Origin of the sequence: Bradyrhizobium vignae (assembly GCF_900324035.1) — a bacterium.
In the GTDB taxonomy this organism is placed as follows: domain Bacteria; phylum Pseudomonadota; class Alphaproteobacteria; order Rhizobiales; family Xanthobacteraceae; genus Bradyrhizobium; species Bradyrhizobium vignae.
Genome location: NZ_LS398110.1, coordinates 750,984 through 768,208, shown reverse-complemented (window position 1 = coordinate 768,208; position 17,225 = coordinate 750,984). Strand labels below are relative to the sequence as shown.

General features: G+C 64.6%; 19 protein-coding genes. 5 read left to right on the top strand and 14 right to left on the bottom strand.

Annotated features, from left to right (window positions below):
* Positions 1–17: 17 nt before the first annotated feature.
* The 4 genes from BRAD3257_RS03660 to BRAD3257_RS03650 form a co-directional block, all read right to left on the bottom strand.
* Entirely contained in the window at positions 18–1,307 is a 1,290-nt protein-coding gene (locus BRAD3257_RS03660; protein WP_122400709.1) for a M16 family metallopeptidase, read from the bottom strand.
* Entirely contained in the window at positions 1,304–2,722 is a 1,419-nt protein-coding gene (gene thrC / locus BRAD3257_RS03655; protein WP_162500094.1) for a threonine synthase, read from the bottom strand. The genes BRAD3257_RS03660 and thrC overlap by 4 nt, the downstream gene beginning before the upstream one ends.
* Positions 2,723–2,958: 236 nt before the next feature.
* Positions 2,959–3,237 (bottom strand): hypothetical protein, encoded by a 279-nt coding sequence (locus BRAD3257_RS39190; RefSeq protein ID WP_129143448.1) that lies wholly within the window; start codon positions 3,235–3,237, stop codon positions 2,959–2,961.
* A gap of 33 nt (positions 3,238–3,270) precedes the next feature.
* Entirely contained in the window at positions 3,271–3,915 is a 645-nt protein-coding gene (locus BRAD3257_RS03650) for a response regulator transcription factor (protein ID WP_122400707.1), read from the bottom strand.
* Between the two features lie 84 nt (positions 3,916–3,999).
* On the opposite strand from BRAD3257_RS03650, the gene BRAD3257_RS03645 reads away from it, so the two are divergent.
* Positions 4,000–5,340 carry an ATP-binding protein gene (locus tag BRAD3257_RS03645; RefSeq protein ID WP_122400706.1) on the top strand — a complete coding sequence of 447 codons (1,341 nt, stop codon included), beginning with the start codon at positions 4,000–4,002 and terminating at the stop codon, positions 5,338–5,340.
* Here BRAD3257_RS03645 and BRAD3257_RS03640 read toward each other — a convergent pair.
* The 9 genes from BRAD3257_RS03640 to coxB form a co-directional block, all read right to left on the bottom strand.
* The gene (locus tag BRAD3257_RS03640; protein WP_122400705.1) at positions 5,337–5,702 is read right to left on the bottom strand and encodes a nuclear transport factor 2 family protein; all 366 of its coding nucleotides are present in this window, start codon (positions 5,700–5,702) and stop codon (positions 5,337–5,339) included. The genes BRAD3257_RS03645 and BRAD3257_RS03640 overlap by 4 nt on opposite strands.
* 115 nt (positions 5,703–5,817) lie before the next feature.
* Positions 5,818–6,570, bottom strand: coding sequence for an SURF1 family protein (locus BRAD3257_RS03635; protein WP_122400704.1), 753 nt, complete (start codon positions 6,568–6,570; stop codon positions 5,818–5,820).
* Positions 6,567–6,968, bottom strand: coding sequence for a DUF983 domain-containing protein (locus tag BRAD3257_RS03630; protein WP_122400703.1), 402 nt, complete (start codon positions 6,966–6,968; stop codon positions 6,567–6,569). The genes BRAD3257_RS03635 and BRAD3257_RS03630 overlap by 4 nt, the downstream gene beginning before the upstream one ends.
* 196 nt (positions 6,969–7,164) lie before the next feature.
* Positions 7,165–8,061, bottom strand: a complete 897-nt coding sequence (locus BRAD3257_RS03625; protein WP_122400702.1) for a cytochrome c oxidase subunit 3 — start codon at positions 8,059–8,061, stop codon at positions 7,165–7,167.
* A gap of 78 nt (positions 8,062–8,139) precedes the next feature.
* The gene (locus tag BRAD3257_RS03620; RefSeq protein ID WP_122400701.1) at positions 8,140–8,796 is read right to left on the bottom strand and encodes a cytochrome c oxidase assembly protein; all 657 of its coding nucleotides are present in this window, start codon (positions 8,794–8,796) and stop codon (positions 8,140–8,142) included.
* 5 nt (positions 8,797–8,801) lie between these two features.
* Positions 8,802–8,966, bottom strand: coding sequence for a CoxF protein (locus BRAD3257_RS03615; protein ID WP_122400700.1), 165 nt, complete (start codon positions 8,964–8,966; stop codon positions 8,802–8,804).
* A gap of 7 nt (positions 8,967–8,973) precedes the next feature.
* Positions 8,974–9,918, bottom strand: coding sequence for a heme o synthase (locus BRAD3257_RS03610; RefSeq protein WP_122400699.1), 945 nt, complete (start codon positions 9,916–9,918; stop codon positions 8,974–8,976).
* Positions 9,919–9,979: 61 nt separating this feature from the next.
* Positions 9,980–11,605 (bottom strand): cytochrome c oxidase subunit I, encoded by a 1,626-nt coding sequence (ctaD, locus tag BRAD3257_RS03605; protein ID WP_122400698.1) that lies wholly within the window; start codon positions 11,603–11,605, stop codon positions 9,980–9,982.
* An 86-nt stretch (positions 11,606–11,691) separates the two neighbouring features.
* Positions 11,692–12,546: a cytochrome c oxidase subunit II gene (gene coxB / locus BRAD3257_RS03600; protein WP_122400697.1), complete on the bottom strand. Its 855-nt coding sequence runs from the start codon at positions 12,544–12,546 to the stop codon at positions 11,692–11,694.
* A gap of 447 nt (positions 12,547–12,993) precedes the next feature.
* On the opposite strand from coxB, the gene BRAD3257_RS03595 reads away from it, so the two are divergent.
* The 4 genes from BRAD3257_RS03595 (at position 12,994) to BRAD3257_RS03580 (ending at position 16,417) form a co-directional block, all read left to right on the top strand.
* A complete protein-coding gene (locus BRAD3257_RS03595; protein ID WP_122400696.1) occupies positions 12,994–13,527 on the top strand; it encodes an invasion associated locus B family protein in 534 nt (177 codons plus the stop codon).
* A 111-nt stretch (positions 13,528–13,638) separates the two neighbouring features.
* The gene (tldD, locus tag BRAD3257_RS03590) at positions 13,639–15,066 is read left to right on the top strand and encodes a metalloprotease TldD (protein WP_122400695.1); all 1,428 of its coding nucleotides are present in this window, start codon (positions 13,639–13,641) and stop codon (positions 15,064–15,066) included.
* Positions 15,063–15,839: a signal peptidase I gene (gene lepB / locus BRAD3257_RS03585; RefSeq protein ID WP_122400694.1), complete on the top strand. Its 777-nt coding sequence runs from the start codon at positions 15,063–15,065 to the stop codon at positions 15,837–15,839. Before tldD ends, lepB begins: the two co-directional genes overlap by 4 nt.
* An 11-nt stretch (positions 15,840–15,850) precedes the next feature.
* Positions 15,851–16,417: a nucleotidyltransferase family protein gene (locus BRAD3257_RS03580; protein ID WP_122400693.1), complete on the top strand. Its 567-nt coding sequence runs from the start codon at positions 15,851–15,853 to the stop codon at positions 16,415–16,417.
* 143 nt (positions 16,418–16,560) lie between these two features.
* On the opposite strand, the gene BRAD3257_RS03575 is transcribed toward BRAD3257_RS03580, so the two are convergent.
* A complete protein-coding gene (locus BRAD3257_RS03575; RefSeq protein WP_122400692.1) occupies positions 16,561–17,127 on the bottom strand; it encodes a PAN domain-containing protein in 567 nt (188 codons plus the stop codon).
* Between the last annotated feature and the right edge of the window lie 98 nt (positions 17,128–17,225).

Genomic DNA, 17,225 nt, shown 5'->3' with positions numbered 1-17,225 from the left:
CCGCCGTAGCGCGGCTCCTAATGCAACCGCGCCTTGGCGCGCGCCCGGGTCAATCCTTCCGCAAAAGATACCGCCGTGTCCAGACCCCTGCCACTGCCCAATGCGACAACGGCGGGCCGGCTCCGCGACAGCAGCGCACGCGCCGCATCCCTCGTCGATTCGATGCTGACGGCATCGATCCGGGCCACCAATTCCTGAACCGTCTGCGGCCGCCCATAGGCGAGCACATGCCGGGCGAGCTGCTCGGCACGGGAGGAGCAGCTCTCCATGGCCATCAGGAGACCCGCCTTCATCTGCGCCTTGGCCCGGGCGATCTCGGCATCGGTCAGCGTCTCCACAGAGTCGTTCATGATGTCGACCACCACCTCCATCATCTCCGGCGCGTCGGCCGGATCGGTGCCGGTATAGAGGCCGAAGAAGCCGGTATCGCTGTAGGGCGCGTGGAAGGTGTAGATGGAGTAGCAGAGGCCGCGCTTCTCACGCACCTCCTGGAACAGCCGCGACGACATTCCGCCGCCGAGAATGTTGGTGAAGACCTGGAGCGAGAACAGCGACGAATCCGTCTGGGGCACGCCTTCCAGCGCCAGCGTCAGATGCGCCTGCTCGAGCTCGCGATGCACGACCTTGGTGCCGCCCTGGCCGAACTGAGCGGTCTGCGGCTTCGGCCCCGGCGTCCCCTCGAAACTCGCAAAGCGTCTCTCGACCTCGGCGACGACTTGGCTGTGATCAACTGCGCCGGCCGCCGCCACCACCATGTCGGGTCCGCGATAATGCGTCGAGAGATAGCCACGCAGCATGTCGCGGTTGAAGGCGCGCAGCGTCTTGGCCGTGCCGAGCAGGGAACGGCCCATCGGCTGGTCGGGATAGCAGAGCTCGTTGAGATGCTCGAACACGACATCGTCGGGCGTGTCCTGCGCCGCGCCGATCTCCTGCACGATGACGTTCTTCTCGCGCTCCAGCTCGTCGGGCTCGAAGGCGGGATTGGCGAGGATGTCGGCGAGCACGTCGAGCGCGAGCGGCACGTCGGCCTTCAGCACCCGCGCATAGTAGGACGTGGTCTCGGTCGAGGTGCCGGCATTGAGGTCGCCGCCGACCGCCTCGATCTCCTCGACGATCTCGCGCGAAGAGCGCTTCGTCGTGCCCTTGAACGCCATGTGCTCGAGCAGATGCGAGATGCCGTGCTCGTTGGGCTTTTCGTCGCGTCCGCCGACGCCGGCCCAGACCCCGAGCGCCGCGGTTTCGAGGTGAGGCATCTCGTCGGTGACGACGGTCAGGCCGGAGGCAAGCTTGCAGATCTCGACGCTCATCCGGCAACTCCCTGCTTGGCGGCGCGGCTGACCGACAGCACGAACCGCTCGACCTTGGCCTGATCGTTCTTCATCACCCTCATGTGTTCGGATTTAGTCATCAAGCCGTCGAGCCAGGCCGGCAGTTGCGGCCGCTGGCCGCAGGCCGCCTCGACAGCGTCGGGGAATTTGGCCGGATGGGCGGTGGAGAGCACGATGCTCGGTACCCTGGTGTCGGTGGTGTCGCGGTCCGCGACGGCAAGCGCCACGGCCGTATGAGGATCGACCAGCTCACCGGCTTCACGCCAGGCGGCGCGGATCGCAGCCGACGTCTCGGTCTCGTCGGCGCGCCCGGCATCGAACTCCTCGCGGATCGCGGCGAGCGTCGCATCCGGCAGCACGAAACGTCCGGACTGCTTCAGCGACTCCATCAGGCGGCGCACGCCGGCGGCATCGCGCCGGCCGGCCTCGAACAGCAGTCGCTCGAAATTCGACGAGATCTGGATGTCCATCGACGGCGACGCCGTCGCGTGCACCTCGCGCACCTCGTAGATTCCAGTCTTCAGCGTCCGCGCCAGGATGTCGTTGACGTTGGCGGCGATGCGCAGGGTGCGCACCGGCAGCCCCATGCGCTTGGCGACATAGCCGGCGAAGATGTCGCCGAAATTGCCCGTCGGCACGACGAAATCGACCGCGCGCGCCGGCGCACCGGCGGCAACGGCGGAGGTGAAATAATAGACCACCTGGGCGACGATGCGCGCCCAGTTGATGGAATTGACACCGGAGAGCGAGGTCGCATCGCGGAAGCGATGATTGTTGAACATCCCCTTCACGAGCGCCTGGCAATCGTCGAACGTGCCTTCGATGGCGAGCGCATGCACATTGGCGGCGCCCGTCGTCGTCATCATCCGCTGCTGCACCTCGGAGATGCGGCCGTGCGGAAACAGCACGATGAGATCGACATTCTCGAGTCCTGCAAAGGCTTCGACCGCGGCGCCGCCGGTATCGCCCGACGTCGCGACCACGATGGTGGTGCGCTGGCCGCGCTTGGCGAGCACATGATCCATCAGCCGCGAGATCAGCTGCATCGCCACGTCCTTGAAGGCGAGCGTCGGACCGTGGAATAGCTCCAGCACGGACTGATGCGGCGACATTTGGCGCAGTGGCACCACCGCGGGATGGCGGAAGGTGGCATAGGCCTCGTTCGCCATGCGACCGAGCTCGGCGTCCGAGATCTCGCCGCCGGCGAAGGGCCGAATCACATCGACCGCGACCTCCCAATAGGGACGGCCGAAGAATCCGGCGATCGTCTCAGTCGGGAGCTGTGGCCACGTCGCTGGCACATATAGACCACCGTCGCGGGCGAGCCCGGTCAGCATCACGTCACAGAAGCCGAGTTCGGGGGCCTCGCCCCGGGTTGAGATATAACGAGTCAAACTGCCCTCCAAAGGCCGGTCGAGCCGAAGCTCGATCCTTAAGCCTTTGATTTCACGAAACTACTTGCTAAACAGCCAGCTGCTTTGAGCCACCATAAAGTGTTTTGCGGCATCGGGAAACCGCTTCCGGCCCACCCTCGCCCAATGAAAAAGGGCTGCGGTATGACCGCAGCCCTTCTCTTGGAAGGTCTGTCGTTGTGTGCAGACCGGTTTGCCTCGTCAGGGTCGCTGACCCCTCAGAACTCTTCCGGCAAGCTTTCGTCGCCTGTCACGAAATCGTCAAGGGACAAAACCGCGCGCGCCGAAAAATGTTCCTGTTCTTCCCGATCCGCTCCGGGCCCCGCTTCTGCCGGCACGGCAAGATCGTGTCGCCAAATGCCGCTTTTTCCCGAAATGTTGGCCGCGGCAGGAACGAATGCAGTCTCGGCCCATTGTGTCCGCGGATCGGTGTCAGCCCGTTGGCCATGCATTGCCCGGCCAACGGCGGCGCCGATCCGTCGACCGAACCGCTGCATCCTGGAGCAGCCGGTTCGGTCGCTGGCGGAAGGTCAGTTCATCCCGATCTCCACTGCGATCCGAATCAGATCGGAGTGATTCTTGGCACCCAGCTTCTGCTTCAGCAGAGATGTAGTGTTGGCGACCGTCTTGTAGGAGATGCCGAGCGCCTCGGCGACCTCGACGATCTTGTCGCCGCGTCCAAGCAGGCGGAGAATTTCGAGCTCCCGCGGCGTCATCTGCGAAGCCGGATTGGCCTTGATCGCCGCGCCCGAAAACGTCACGGCTTCCGCAAGCTGCGGCGAGATGAAATTGTCGCCCGCGACCACCTTGCGCACCGCTTTCAGCAGGATACGGGGATCGTCGCCCTTGGAGACATAACCCTGCGCCCCAAGCTCGACTGCCCGCACCACGAAGGCCGGATCGTCGTTCATGCTGAACATGATGATCTTGGCGTCGGGATCGTCCTTGCGGATGCGTCGCATCAGCTCGAAGCCGGAGACATCGGGCAGGCTGATGTCGATCACGGTGACGTCGGGCCGCTTGCTGACATAGGCGCGATGTCCGGATTTGGCATCGGTCGCTTCGTCAATGCGGATTGAATGGTCGGACGCGAACAGGGTGCGGCAACCCGACAGCACCACGGGATGGTCGTCGACGATCAGGACCCTGGTCGCCAGCTTGGCGGTATCTTGCATCGCGGACCCTCTTTCTTCGACTCATAAACCGGCGGGAATAAATGGAAAGAGCAAAACCCGCCGCTGCGCGTTAGAATTGGCCTAATGTGGCAACGACTTTCGTTCAGGACGCAACTGTTTCTTCCGCTCGGCGCTAGCTTTCTCGCGGCGCTGATCCTGGGGGGCGTGCTGCTCCAGATATTCGCGACGGGCCAATTGGCCGAGGAGAACGAGCCGAGGCGGCGTTCGACAGAGGCCATCGCCGCTGCGCTCAACAATACCCTTCGCGCATCGGACAATCCACGGCAGACGCTCGACGCCTTTGTCCATTCTTTGGACACCTCCTCCGACATCCAGTTCCGGGCCCTGGAAGCAGGTGCCGCGCCGGTGCCGAAGGACGAGCCGCGCAAGTCGCATGGCGTGCCGCAATGGTTCATCGACCTTCTCGCCATCCCAAACTTGGGCGTGGCATCCCCAGTGATGATCGACGGCAGACGTATCGGCGACATCGTCTTCGTGCCGGACATATCGGCCGATCTGTTCGAGAAATGGATCGGCTTTCTTGCGCTGACCAGCCTGGTCGCCGGACTGATGGTTCTTACCGGCACGATCGCCTACGTCCTGGCGGGATCTGTCCTGCGCCCTCTGCAAGATCTCGGCGAAGGTCTCACGCGAATACGACAGGGCGACTACACCAGGCCGATTCCGGTCGGGGGTCCGCCGGAAATTCGGCAAGGTTGCGAGGAGGCGAATGCACTGGCCGCAACGCTTGCGCAACTGAGCCGGGACAATCGTGATCTGATGCACCGTCTGGTGTCGCTCCAGGACGATGAGCGGCGCGATCTCGCCCGCGAACTGCACGACGAGCTCGGACCGCTGCTGTTCAGCATCCGCGCCGGCTCGATCGCGCTGGTCGACGCTGCGCCGCAGACAGGACATCTCGGCAACTCGGCACGGGAGGTACTACAATCAGTCGAGGCGCTCCAGCAGACCAACCGCCGCATTCTCGACCGGCTGCGGCCGCTCTACATCGAGGAACTGGGCCTTGCGACCAGCGTGCAGACGCTGCTCCGGAATTTTGGCAAGCAGGCACCGCATATCGCCGTCACGGACACGATCGATCCGGATCTGAACGTGATCCACGGGCCGTTGGCTCAGACCGTGTATCGGGTGATCCAGGAAGCACTGACCAACGCGCTCCGCCATGCCGAGGCCAGCAACGTAGATGTGCAGGCGACCGTCGCCGGCGAGACGCTCGTCGTCGAGATCTCCGATGATGGCGGCGGTTTTCCTGCGGGCAACATCTTCGGCCGGGGGCTGACCGGCATGCATGAACGCGTGCGTGCGCTCAGCGGATCGCTGTCCCTGTTGCGCATGGATGAGCGAACTTACGTGCGCTGCCGCCTTCCGGTACAGGCAACGCGGGACGCGCCATCATCAGGCTAACAGCCGCAGCCATCATGCGCGTTCTGTAGCGCCGGTTCGCACAGCGTGCTGCGGATCTTGCCATCCAGGCTGAAGCGGAACGAGGCCTGAATGCGCAGCGCGCCGGCGACGGAATATTCGAGATCGATGCCGTGGGGCGCGGGATGGATCTCTTCCAGACCGAAACCCGCCGACGAGAAGGCGCTGAGCTGCGGCTGCCAATAGGCCTCGATCTCGCTCCGGCCGTGGTAGCGCCGCGTGCCGTTACACGTGCATTCGAGCTGCGCATCGTCTGCATAGAGGTCGAGCAGTGTCGCGAGATCGCCCTTCCGGCAGGCGTCCACCCAATCGACGACAATTCCCATCTGGTCGAAATCGCTCACGCTACAATCCTGTCTGCCGCGGAAAATCCCGGTGGCTTAGGACCACAGTCGTGAATATGCGCTGAAAAATAAACCCCGGGCGATACCGGTTCCCTCGAAATATCTTCCGATGAGCTCAGCTCTGGCGCCGGCCTCTTGCCCACACGGCGAAGACGATCAGCACGGCGCCCGCAAGCGTGAACCAGGTAACAGCATATTGCAGGTGGTCGTCCTTCAGATTCACCTCCAGTGGGCCCGGACGCGGAATGCCGTTCGCGGGCGCGGGCTGCTCGAGATCGATATAGAACGGCGCAACCGCGCCCCAGCCGAGCGCGCTTGCGATTCCCAGATGATCGCGCACGAACCAAAGCCGCTTGTCGCGATTCTCCGCCGGCGTCAGCCAGCCGGGCGCCTCGGGAAAGCGCAGATAGCCGGTGAGCTCAATCGGTTGGCCCGTGACGAGCTTCTTCACCGCGCGGTCCTCGACACCGCGGTCCTGCATCGTGTTCTCGACGAAGCCCGCATCGATCACGACCGTCTCGCCGCTGGGAAGCCGCGCCGGCAGGAAGGCCCAGGTGCCCGGGCCGGAGGCGTCCTTGCGCACCGCAGAGCCGGAGGAATAAACCATCGCATCGGGCAGGGCTGCATAGGTCGCGGTGAAGCTGACGCGGCGGAATTCATCGCGGGCAGGATTCAGCGCGGTCCATTGCGCGGACGGCGGCAGCGCCGTCGGCGATGCCGCGAGCCGTTCGGTGAGTGCCGCAATGAGCGCGTGCTTGGCTGTCCGGCGCTGCAACTGCCAGACACCGAGCGCGACGAACACAGCCGTCAGGAGCAGCGTGAACAGCGCGAAGCCGGCCACGCGGGCCTTGCGCGCAGGCTCGTTCATTTCGCGCGATCGACCAACCGGCCCGGCGCCGCCTTGTGGTGAAACTGCAGCGCGATCAGCAACGATTTCATCGCACGCAGCGGCAACAGCGTGGTGGCGAGGATCAGCGGCAGCCAGAGCACCGCATGCAGCCAGAACGGCGGTTGGTACTTGACCTCGACGACGAGCGCGCAACCGACCACGATGGCACCGGCGAGCATGATGATGAAGATCGCCGGACCATCGCCGGTATCGATGAAGGCGTAATCGAGGCCGCAACGGTCGCAAGCCGGCGCGAGCGTCAGGAACCCCGCATAGAGCTTGCCCTGGCCGCAGCGCGGGCATTTGCAGGCGAGCCCGCGCAGCGCGCTTTGCAGGACCGTGGTTTCGGATTGGGGTGTGCCGGCGCTGTCGTTCATGATGGCGGACTCTATCACAGTTTCCGCCGAAACATCCGGCGGCCGGAAAGCGAAAGGGCGGCCCTGCGGCCGCCCTTTCTGATCGGTTCGATACGGCTGAAGCGCGATGAGATTTGGAGACTCGTCATCGCGCTTTAGCTTGTTGTTTACGCATGATCTTTCCGGAAAACCGCTTCGCACTTTTCCGGATCATGCTTTAGTGCGCGCCGTGGGCCATGGTCTCGGCGCCGTGTCCCCAGACATAGATGCAGAGAAACAGGAACAGCCAGACCACGTCGACGAAGTGCCAGTACCAGGCGGCGAACTCGAAACCGAGATGCTGCTTCGGCGTGAAGTGGCCGGCATAGGCGCGGGCAAGGCACACGATCAGGAAGATGGTGCCGACCAGCACGTGGAAGCCGTGGAAGCCGGTCGCCATGAAGAAGGTCGCGCCGTAGACGTTGCCGGCGAAGGAAAACGCCGCGTGGCTGTATTCATAGGCCTGCACACAGGTGAAGGCGGCGCCCAGGAGGACGGTGAGGATCAGCCCGTATTTCAGGCCCTGGCGGTCGTTCTCGAGCAGCGCGTGGTGCGCCCAGGTCACGGTGGTGCCCGACGTGAGCAGGATCAGCGTGTTCAGCAGCGGCAGATGCCAGGGATCGAAGGTCTCGATGCCCTTCGGCGGCCAGGTGCCGGGGACGGAGCAGGCACCGGGCTGGGTGCCGAGACCACAGCCGAACACCGCATCGCGGGTGGCGTGGACGGCGTCGGCCGGAAACAGCGCCGCGTTGAAATAAGCCCAGAACCAGGCGACGAAGAACATCACCTCGGAGGCGATGAACAGGATCATGCCGTAGCGGTGATGCAGCTGCACGACGCGGGTGTGGTCGCCCTTGTACTGGGCTTCCTTGATCACGTCGGCCCACCAGCTCGTCATGGTGTAGAGCACGCCCACGGTGCCGACACCGAACACGATCGGCGCCGCGGAGAACATGTGGTGCATCCAGGCGATCGCGCCGACCGCCATGATGAATGCCGAGAGCGAGCCGACAGCCGGCCAGGGCGAGGGATCGACCAGGTGATAGTCGTGATGCTTGGTATGCGCCGTGGCCATTTCCGTCTCTCTCCTCAATCCCGTGCCTATCAGGCACTTATCCCCTTGTTTCCAACCGCCCGAGCGTGAGCCCGGCGGTCAAAGATTTCCCTTGCGTTTGTCGTTCTCGCCGGCGGCGAGCGGCTTCACCACCGGATCCTTCACCGGGTAGAACGTGTAGGACAGCGTGATCGTATTCAGCCCGTCATTCTCGTGGTCCTCGGCGATCGAGGGATCGACGTAGAACACGACCGGCATCTCGCGCTTCTCGCCGGGCGCCATGGTCTGCTCGGTGAAGCAGAAGCAGTTGATCTTCTGGAAGTAGGAGCCGACCGTCAGCGGCGCGACGTTGTAGGCGGCCTGGCCCGCAGTGGTGCGCGCGGCCTGATTGGTCACGGTGTAGAAGACGGTCACGACCTGGCCGATATTGACTTCGATCTCGCTCTGCTCCGGCTCGAACTTCCAGGGCAGGCCGGGCGCGACGTTGGAATCGAAGCGCACCGAGATCTTCCGCGCGATCGGGCCGTTGGCCGGCGCCGAGGTCGCAACCTGCGTCGTGCCGTTGAAGCCGGTGGCGCGGCAGAACCAGTTGTAGAACGGCACCGCCGCGTAGGAAGCACCGACCATCAGCGCGACCACGCCGCCGCAGATCGAGGCGACCAACGCGTCGCGGCCAAGACCACTGAACCGGCCGCCGCGGCGGCCTTTGGCGGCTGTCCGGCTCTGATCCCGCGATATGGTCGGCTCGTGACCCATCTTCCCTACATCGGCCGCACTAGTACTGCCGGCCCCTTGACCATGGTGACGGCGAAGAACAGCACCACGAGCACGCCCAGCGCGAGCGCGATTGCGATCGAACGCTGACGACGGCTCTTCTGCTGCGCCTCGGTGAGGACGATTCCATTTGGCTCGGGTTTGTCAGCCATTCCTGCCTCATGCGCCCCCAACCATCGGAGCAAGCGCCCGATACACGACCTCGGCCAGCAGGGTCGCGAACAGCGCGAACAGATACAGGATCGAGAAGGCAAACAGCTTGCGGGTCGCGCGCAGCGACTGGCTGCGTTCGCGCCGCATATAGACGTTGATCGCGAGCACCAGCATGCCGGCGCCGAGGATCAGCGAGACGATGCCGTAGACGGCGTCGAAATAGCCGAGCGCCCAGGGCGTCGCGGCCACCGCGATCAGCACGATCGTGTAGAGCAGGATCTGGAGGCGGGTCGCGTCGGGACCGGCGACGTTGGGCAGCATCGGAATGCCGGCGCGCGCATAGTCGTCGGAGCGGAACAGCGCCAGCGCCCAGAAATGCGGCGGCGTCCAGAAGAAGATGATGGCGAACAGCAGCAGCGGCTCGACATCGACCGTGCCCGTCACCGATGCCCACGCCACCACCGGCGGCAGCGCGCCGGCGGCGCCGCCGATCACGATGTTCTGCGCGGTCCAGCGCTTCAGCCAGAGGGTGTAAATCACGACGTAGAAGAAGATGGTGAAGGCGAGCAGCGCGCCCGCGATCCAGTTGACGAGGATGCCGAGCGTCATCACCGAGAAGAAGGCGAGCGTCATGCCGAACGTCATGGCCTCGGGACGGGTGATGCGTCCGCGCGGAATCGGCCGGTTCGCCGTGCGCGACATCTTGGCGTCGATGTCGCCTTCGAGCGCCATGTTGAGTGCCCCGGAGGCGCCGGCACCGACCGCGATGCAGAGCAGCGAGGTGATCGCCAACACGGGATGGAAATGCCCGGGCGCCATTGCCATTCCGACCAGCGCAGTGAAGATCACCAGCGACATCACCCGCGGCTTGAGCAGCGCGATGTAGTCGCCGACCTCCGCTTCGGAGATGCGGGGATTGATGTCGATGGCGTTATGGTCGAGGACGGACACTTAGATCTACTCGTTTCGTTACAGCGCCGCGGCGCCCGTCACGGGCGCCGCGGGAGATTGCTTACTGCACGCGGGGCAGCACTTCGAATTGGTGGAACGGTGGCGGCGAGGACAGCGTCCACTCCAGCGTGGTCGCGCCGGCACCCCAGGGGTTGTCGCCCGCCGGCACCTTGCGGGCGAAGGCGTCGATCACGCAGTACAGGAAGATCAGCACGCCGAAGCCGGAGATGTAGGAGCCGACCGACGAGACCAGATTCCAGCCCGCGAAGGCATCGGGATAGTCGACGTAACGGCGCGGCATGCCCGACAGGCCGAGGAAGTGCTGCGGGAAGAACACCAGGTTGACACCGATGAAGGTGACCCAGAAGTGCAGCTTGGCGAGGCTCTCATTGTACATGTAGCCCGACATCTTCGGGAACCAGTAGTACCAGCCGGCGAAGATCGCGAACACCGCACCGAGCGACAGCACGTAGTGGAAGTGCGCGACGACGTAGTAGGTCTCCTGGAGCACGCGATCGACACCCGCGTTCGCCAGCACGACGCCGGTGACGCCGCCGATCGTGAACAGGAAGATGAATCCCACCGCCCAGATCATCGGGGCGCGGAATTCGATCGAGCCGCCCCACATCGTGGCGACCCAGGAGAAGATCTTCACGCCGGTCGGAACGGCGATGACCATCGTGGCCGCGACGAAGTAGGCCTGCGTCGCCGAGGACATGCCGACCGTATACATGTGGTGCGCCCACACCACGAAGCCGATGCCGCCGATCGCGACCATGGCATAGGCCATGCCGAGATAACCGAACACGGGCTTGCGCGAGAAGGTCGAGACGATCTGGCTGATCATGCCGAAGCCCGGCAGGATCAGGATGTACACCTCGGGGTGACCGAAGAACCAGAACAGATGCTGGAACAGCACGGGGTCGCCGCCGCCGTCGGGCGCGAAGAACGTCGTGCCGAAATTGCGGTCGGTGAGCAGCATGGTGATCGCACCGGCGAGCACCGGCAGCGACAACAGCAGCAGGAACACCGTCACCAGGATCGACCACACGAACAGCGGCATCTTGTGCAGGGTCATGCCCGGCGCGCGCATGTTGAAGATGGTCGTGATGAAGTTGATGGCACCGAGGATCGACGAGGCGCCCGCCAGATGCAGCGACAGGATGGCGAAGTCGACGGCCGGGCCCGGATGGCCGGAGCTCGACAGCGGCACGTACATGGTCCAGCCGGCGCCGACGCCGTTGGCGCCCGGCTCGCCCTCGACGAAGGTCGACATCAGCAGCAGCGCGAAGGACGCCGGCAGCAGCCAGAACGAGATGTTGTTCATGCGCGGGAACGCCATGTCGGGCGCGCCGATCATCAGCGGCACGAACCAGTTGCCGAAGCCGCCGATCATCGCCGGCATGACCATGAAGAAGATCATGATCAGGCCGTGAGAGGTCACGAACACATTGTAGGTGTGCGTCTCATGGAAGATCTGCACGCCCGGATACATCAGCTCGGCCCGGATCGCGATCGACATCGCGGCACCGATGATGCCGGCGATGACCGCGAAGATCAGGTACATCGTGCCGATGTCCTTGTGGTTGGTCGAATAGACGTAGCGCCGCCATCCGGTCGGATGGGCGTGCTCGTCATGTCCGTGGGCTTGCGCGTGATCGCCGTGTGCCGCTGCGCTCGTTGCCATTTTCAAATCCTGCCTTGCGTCCCATTCGGACCTCTGGAGGTCCCGCCCTTTTGTCGCTTTCAGTCCCTCAAGCCGTCATCCGACGCTTACTGCGTCGGGCCGGCCGCGGAGGCGTAGGTGCTGGTGCCGCCGCTCGCAAACTTCTTCTTCGCCGTCTCGATCCAGGAGGCGAACTCCTGGTCGCTCACCACGCGCACGGCGATCGGCATGAAGGCGTGATCCTTGCCGCACAGTTCCGAGCACTGACCGTAGTACATGCCGGTCTTGGTGGCCTTGAACCAGGTCTCGTTCAGACGGCCCGGAATGGCGTCGATCTTGATGCCGAATGCCGGCACCGCAAAGGCATGGATGACGTCGGCGCCGGTGGTCTGGACGCGAATCACCTTGTTGACCGGCACCACCATCTCGTTGTCGACGCCGAGCAGACGGGGCTGCTTGTCCTGCGCCATCAGCGAGTCGAACTCGAACTTGCCGTTATCGGGATAGGCATACGACCAGTACCACTGCTTGCCGGTCGCCTTGATGGTCAGATCCGCCTTCGGCACGTCGAGCTCCAGGAACAGAAGCCGGAACGACGGCACCGAGATTCCGACCAGGATCAGCACCGGAACGAGCGTCCAGGCCACCTCGATCAGCGTGTTGTGGGTGGTCCGCGACGGGACCGGATTGGCCTTCGCGTTGAACTTGACGACCACGATCACGAGCAGCGCCAGGACGAACAGCGTGATCAGGGTGATCAGCACGAACAGGAAATTGTGGAACCAGACGATGTTGTCCATCACCGGGGAACCGGACTGCTGGAGCGTCCACTCCCACGGAGCCGGCTGCCCGAGCTCGGCGAATGCCGCACCACCCGTCGCCAGCGTGACGCCAGCCGCCACCAAGGCGATGGTGGCCAATCCCAGCAATTGCCGGCCCACCCGACCCATCGACATCCTCATGCCGTTCGCGCTCCCCTTACGAAATCACCCCAAGTGCGTTCCCCTGTTTCCGGGAAACGCTTATTCGATCCGCCAGTCCGACAAACCGCCACGCAAGAATACCTCTAAGAGGAATCGGGGCCAGATCGCTAGAACGCGAAATCAAGCCTCTCAAACCATAATTCTTGATCTATCGCAATGCAGTCTTGAGCCTGGTCTGCCAGCCATCACCGGCAGGATATTTCCCAGCAACATCAGACAAAAATACCGCTTCCCGGGAAGCTGCGGCTTGACAGCGGAATTGCCCGCGTTAGGCACTGGCAGGCAGCCGCGCAGGAGCCTGATTCGAGCGGGCGATGGCGGTGTGGGCGGCGCGGAATTTGCTTGGGAATCGCCTTCAAGACGCCGTCATTCCCGTATCAGTCCGCCAGGGTGCGAGTGACCCAGGCGAGCAGAGGGACCGACCCGATGGGGCTTTCGAGATCGATGGCAAGGCCGGCGAACGGCCTCCGGGCGCTGGCCGCCCTCGTGGCTGCGATCGTCCTCCTCGCGCTGCCGGGCCTTGCCCATGCGCAGGGCGCGGTACGCTCCGTCCATGGCGACTGGCAGATCCGCTGCGACACCCCGCCGGGCGCCCAGACCGAGCAGTGCGCCCTGATCCAGAGCGTGGTGGCGGAAGACCGCTCCAATGCCGGCCTGACCGTGATCGTGCTCAAGACCGCCGACCAGAAGAGCCGCCTGATGCGCGTGGTCGCCCCGCTCGGGGTCCTGTTGCCCTCCGGCCTCGGCCTCAAGCTCGACAACCAGGACGTCGGTCGCGCCGGCTTCGTCCGCTGCCTCCCCAACGGCTGCGTCGCCGAGGTCGTCCTGGAGGACAAGCTGCTCGGCCAGCTCCGCAGCGCCAAGACCGCGACCTTCATCATCTTCGAGACCCCGGAAGAAGGCATCGGCTTCCCGCTCAGCCTGAACGGGCTGGGTGAGGGGTACGACAAGCTGCCGTAGGGGCGGCTGAACTGGCAATCCTATTGTTTCCGTAATGTGAGACCTGGCGCCCTCGCGGAACCGGTCCGAAACCATTATCTTGCCCCACATCTTCCGATAATGGACGGACGAATGACCAACCCTGCCACAACCTCCCTGCTCGACCGTGCCAATCTCGACCGCGACCAGGTTCGCCACGAGATCGCGCGCGGGCTTTCGGGCGCTGACGACGGCGAATTGTTCCTGGAATACAGCCAGACCGAAGCGCTGATGTTCGACAATGGGCGGCTGAAGCAGGCGACCTACGACACCTCGCAGGGGTTCGGCCTGCGCGCCGTCAAGGACGACGCGGTCGGTTACGCGCATTCCTCCGACGTGTCGCTGCCGGCGCTGATTCGCGCCGCGGACGCCGTCGCTGCCGTGCGCGGCGGCTACTCCGGCAGCTTCGCCGCACCGCCGGCGCACACCAATGTGCGGCTCTATGGCGACGACAACCCGCTCGATGCGCCGGGCTTCGAGACCAAAGTCAAGCTGCTGGCCGAGATCGACGCTTACCTGCGCGACAAGGATCCGCGGGTGCGGCAGGTCAGCGTGAGTCTCGGCGCGACCTGGCAGGTCGTCGAGATCCTGCGGCCCGACGGCGAGAGCTATCGCGACATCCGTCCGCTGGTGCGCGTCAACATCTCCGTCGTCGCCGGCCAGGGCGACCGCCAGGAGAGCGGCAGCAAGGGCTATGGCGGCCGCGCCGGCTATGCCGAGTTCATCGCGACCAAGTCCTGGCGCGAGGCCGCCGACGGCGCGCTGCGCGAAGCGCTCGTCAACCTGGAATCGATTCCCGCCCCCGCCGGCGAAATGGACGTCGTGCTCGGCGCCGGCTGGCCCGGCGTGATGTTGCATGAAGCGGTCGGCCATGGCCTCGAAGGCGACTTCAACCGCAAGAAGACGTCGGCATTTGCCGGCTTGATGGGCCAGCAGGTCGCGGCCAAGGGCGTCACCGTGGTCGACGACGGCACCATTGCCTCGCGGCGCGGCTCGCTGTCGATCGACGACGAGGGCACGCCGACCAATCGCACCGTGCTGATCGAGGACGGCATCCTCGTCGGCTACATGCAGGATCGTCAGAACGCACGGCTGATGAACATGAAGCCGACCGGCAACGGCCGTCGCCAGGGTTATGCCCATGTGCCGATGCCGCGCATGACCAACACCTACATGCTCGCGGGCGACCGCGAGCCGGGCGAGATCATCGCCTCGGTGAAGAACGGCGTGTTCGCCGCGAATTTCGGTGGCGGCCAGGTCGACATCACCTCGGGCAAATACGTGTTCCAGTGCACCGAGGCCTACAAGATCGAGAACGGCAAGATCGGTGCGCCTTTGAAGGGCGCCATGCTGATCGGCAACGGGCCGACCGACCTGCATCGCATCCGCATGATCGGCAACGACCTCGCGCTCGACACCGGGATCGGCACCTGCGGCAAGAATGGCCAGGGCGTGCCTGTCGGCGTCGGCCAACCGTCGCTGCTGATGGAACGCATTACGGTAGGTGGAACAGGCGCATGAGTGTTGAGAAAGTAACTGCGCCCGCCAAGCGCAAAAGCAGCGGCTGGGGTGGACAGATCGCTCAGCTCGCCGGCATCGTCGCCGCGGTCTTCATCGCCAAGGGCGCGCTTGCCGAGCCGTTCTACGTGCCGTCGGGCTCGATGGAGCCGACGCTGTTGATCGGCGATGCGCTGCTCGCCTCGAAATTCCCCTATGGCTACGGCACCTCGTCGCTGCCGATCCAGATCAGCCTGCCCGAGAGCGGCCGCGTCTTCGCGGAGACGCCGAAGCTCGGCGACGTCGTGGTCTTCCGCTGGCCCGGCGATCGCTCGCAGGCCTGGGTCAAGCGCGTCGTGGGCCTGCCCGGCGACCGCATCCAGATGCGGCAAGGCCAGCTCTTCATCAACGACCGCCCCGCCGAGCTGAAGCCCGATGGCGTCGGCGCCGCGGAGGACGACCATGGCGGCAGCGAGCCCGCCTATCGCTACGTCGAGACGCTGCCGAACGGCGTCTCGCATCTGATCTTCAAGATGCGCGACAGCGGTCCGCTCGACAACACGCCCGAAGTGACGGTGCCCGCTGGTCACCTCTTCGTGCTCGGCGACAACCGCGACAATTCCGCCGATAGCCGCGTGCCGCTGCGCTCCGGCGGTGTCGGCCTCTTGCCGATCGACAATCTGATCGGCCGTGCCGATGCGGTGCTCGGCTCCTGGGATCTCGGCATGCGCGGCCAGCCGGTGTGGACCTGGCTGTCCGGGTTCAGGCTGGCGCGGTTCTTCACCGCCGTGCATTGACTGGTCATTGGGTGAGAAGAGACGAATTCCTCGCTCTTGCCTTGCGCAATCCGGTCAACGCCACGATTCTAGACGAGCTCCATCGCCTCGCGCTGCCGGATGCGTGGCTGGTTTCGGGATGCCTGGTGCAGACCGTGTGGAACATGCTCACGCGCCGTGCGATCGATCACGGCATCGCAGATTACGACGTGTTCTATTTCGATCCTGATACGTCATGGGAGGCCGAGGACGCGGTGATCCGCACGCTGCACGCGCGGCTCGCGCATCTCGGTGCCAAAATCGAGGCCCGCAACCAGGCGCGCGTGCATCTATGGTACCCCGCCAAGCACGGCCTGCCCTACCCGCCGCTAAGCTGCACGGCAGACGGCATCGATCGCTTCCTGACGCAGAACACGCAAATCGGAGTGAGGCGCGCTGCCGATGGCTACGAGGTCTACGCCCCGCACGGCTTCGACGACGTCGGGAGATTGATCGTGCGGCCCAACCGGGCGGAAAATTTCTCAATCGCCAATTATGAGGCGAAGGCCGCGCGATGGAAGGCGCTCTGGCCCGAGCTTACGGTGATTGCGGCGGAGTGATGCTCGTGTCCCGGACAAGTCGCATCGTGAAACGATGCGGCGCAGAGCCGGGACCCATGGCACATCGGATCCCTGTGTGGCGTGGCCCTAGTTCAGCCGCGCATCACTTCGTGCTCCGCCGCGCCCGGGGCACGTGACAACGACTACCGCACCACGCCCGACGTGAATCCCGCCTTCCTTCGCGGCGGCTTGATCTCCTTCTTCAGGAAACAGCGCGCCTCACGCCCGGTATAGCCGGGGCGGGCATAGGTGAACGCACGGCATTTGTTGTCGGCGGTGCAGGCGGCCTTGCAGGCCTCGACGCTTTCACCGTCCTTGAGCTCGAAATTGCGCAAATCGCCGCCAGGGCGGTCGATCGAGCTCTCGACGCCCTCGACGCGCGGCTCGATCACGCCGGCGCCGCGGACCCCCGAGATACAGCAACTTCCCGGCACGCGCGCCGGCACGCTGTTCTTCAGCCAGCACACCGCCGCGGCACCGTCGACGTCGGGATAACTGAAGCTCCAGGAGCGGCAGCGGCGATCGCGCTCGCACAGCAGCGCGCAATCCTCGGGATCGCCCGAGGTGACCGGCGTGCTGAAATAGTCGCCGCCGGGCCGATCGAACGCCGTCTGGGCAGGCGCCGGCACACTCGCAAATGCGAGCGAAAGCAGCGTGACACATGCCGCGACGCTGGCCATGACGGCCCCGGACAGGCGGCCCTTCCCCATCAGAACAGCTTTCGAGTTATTGACGACGCTCAGGTTTTTCGGCCGGTCATTTGATCGCCGCAAACCTGTATGGGCGATGAACGGCTGAAATCCGGATC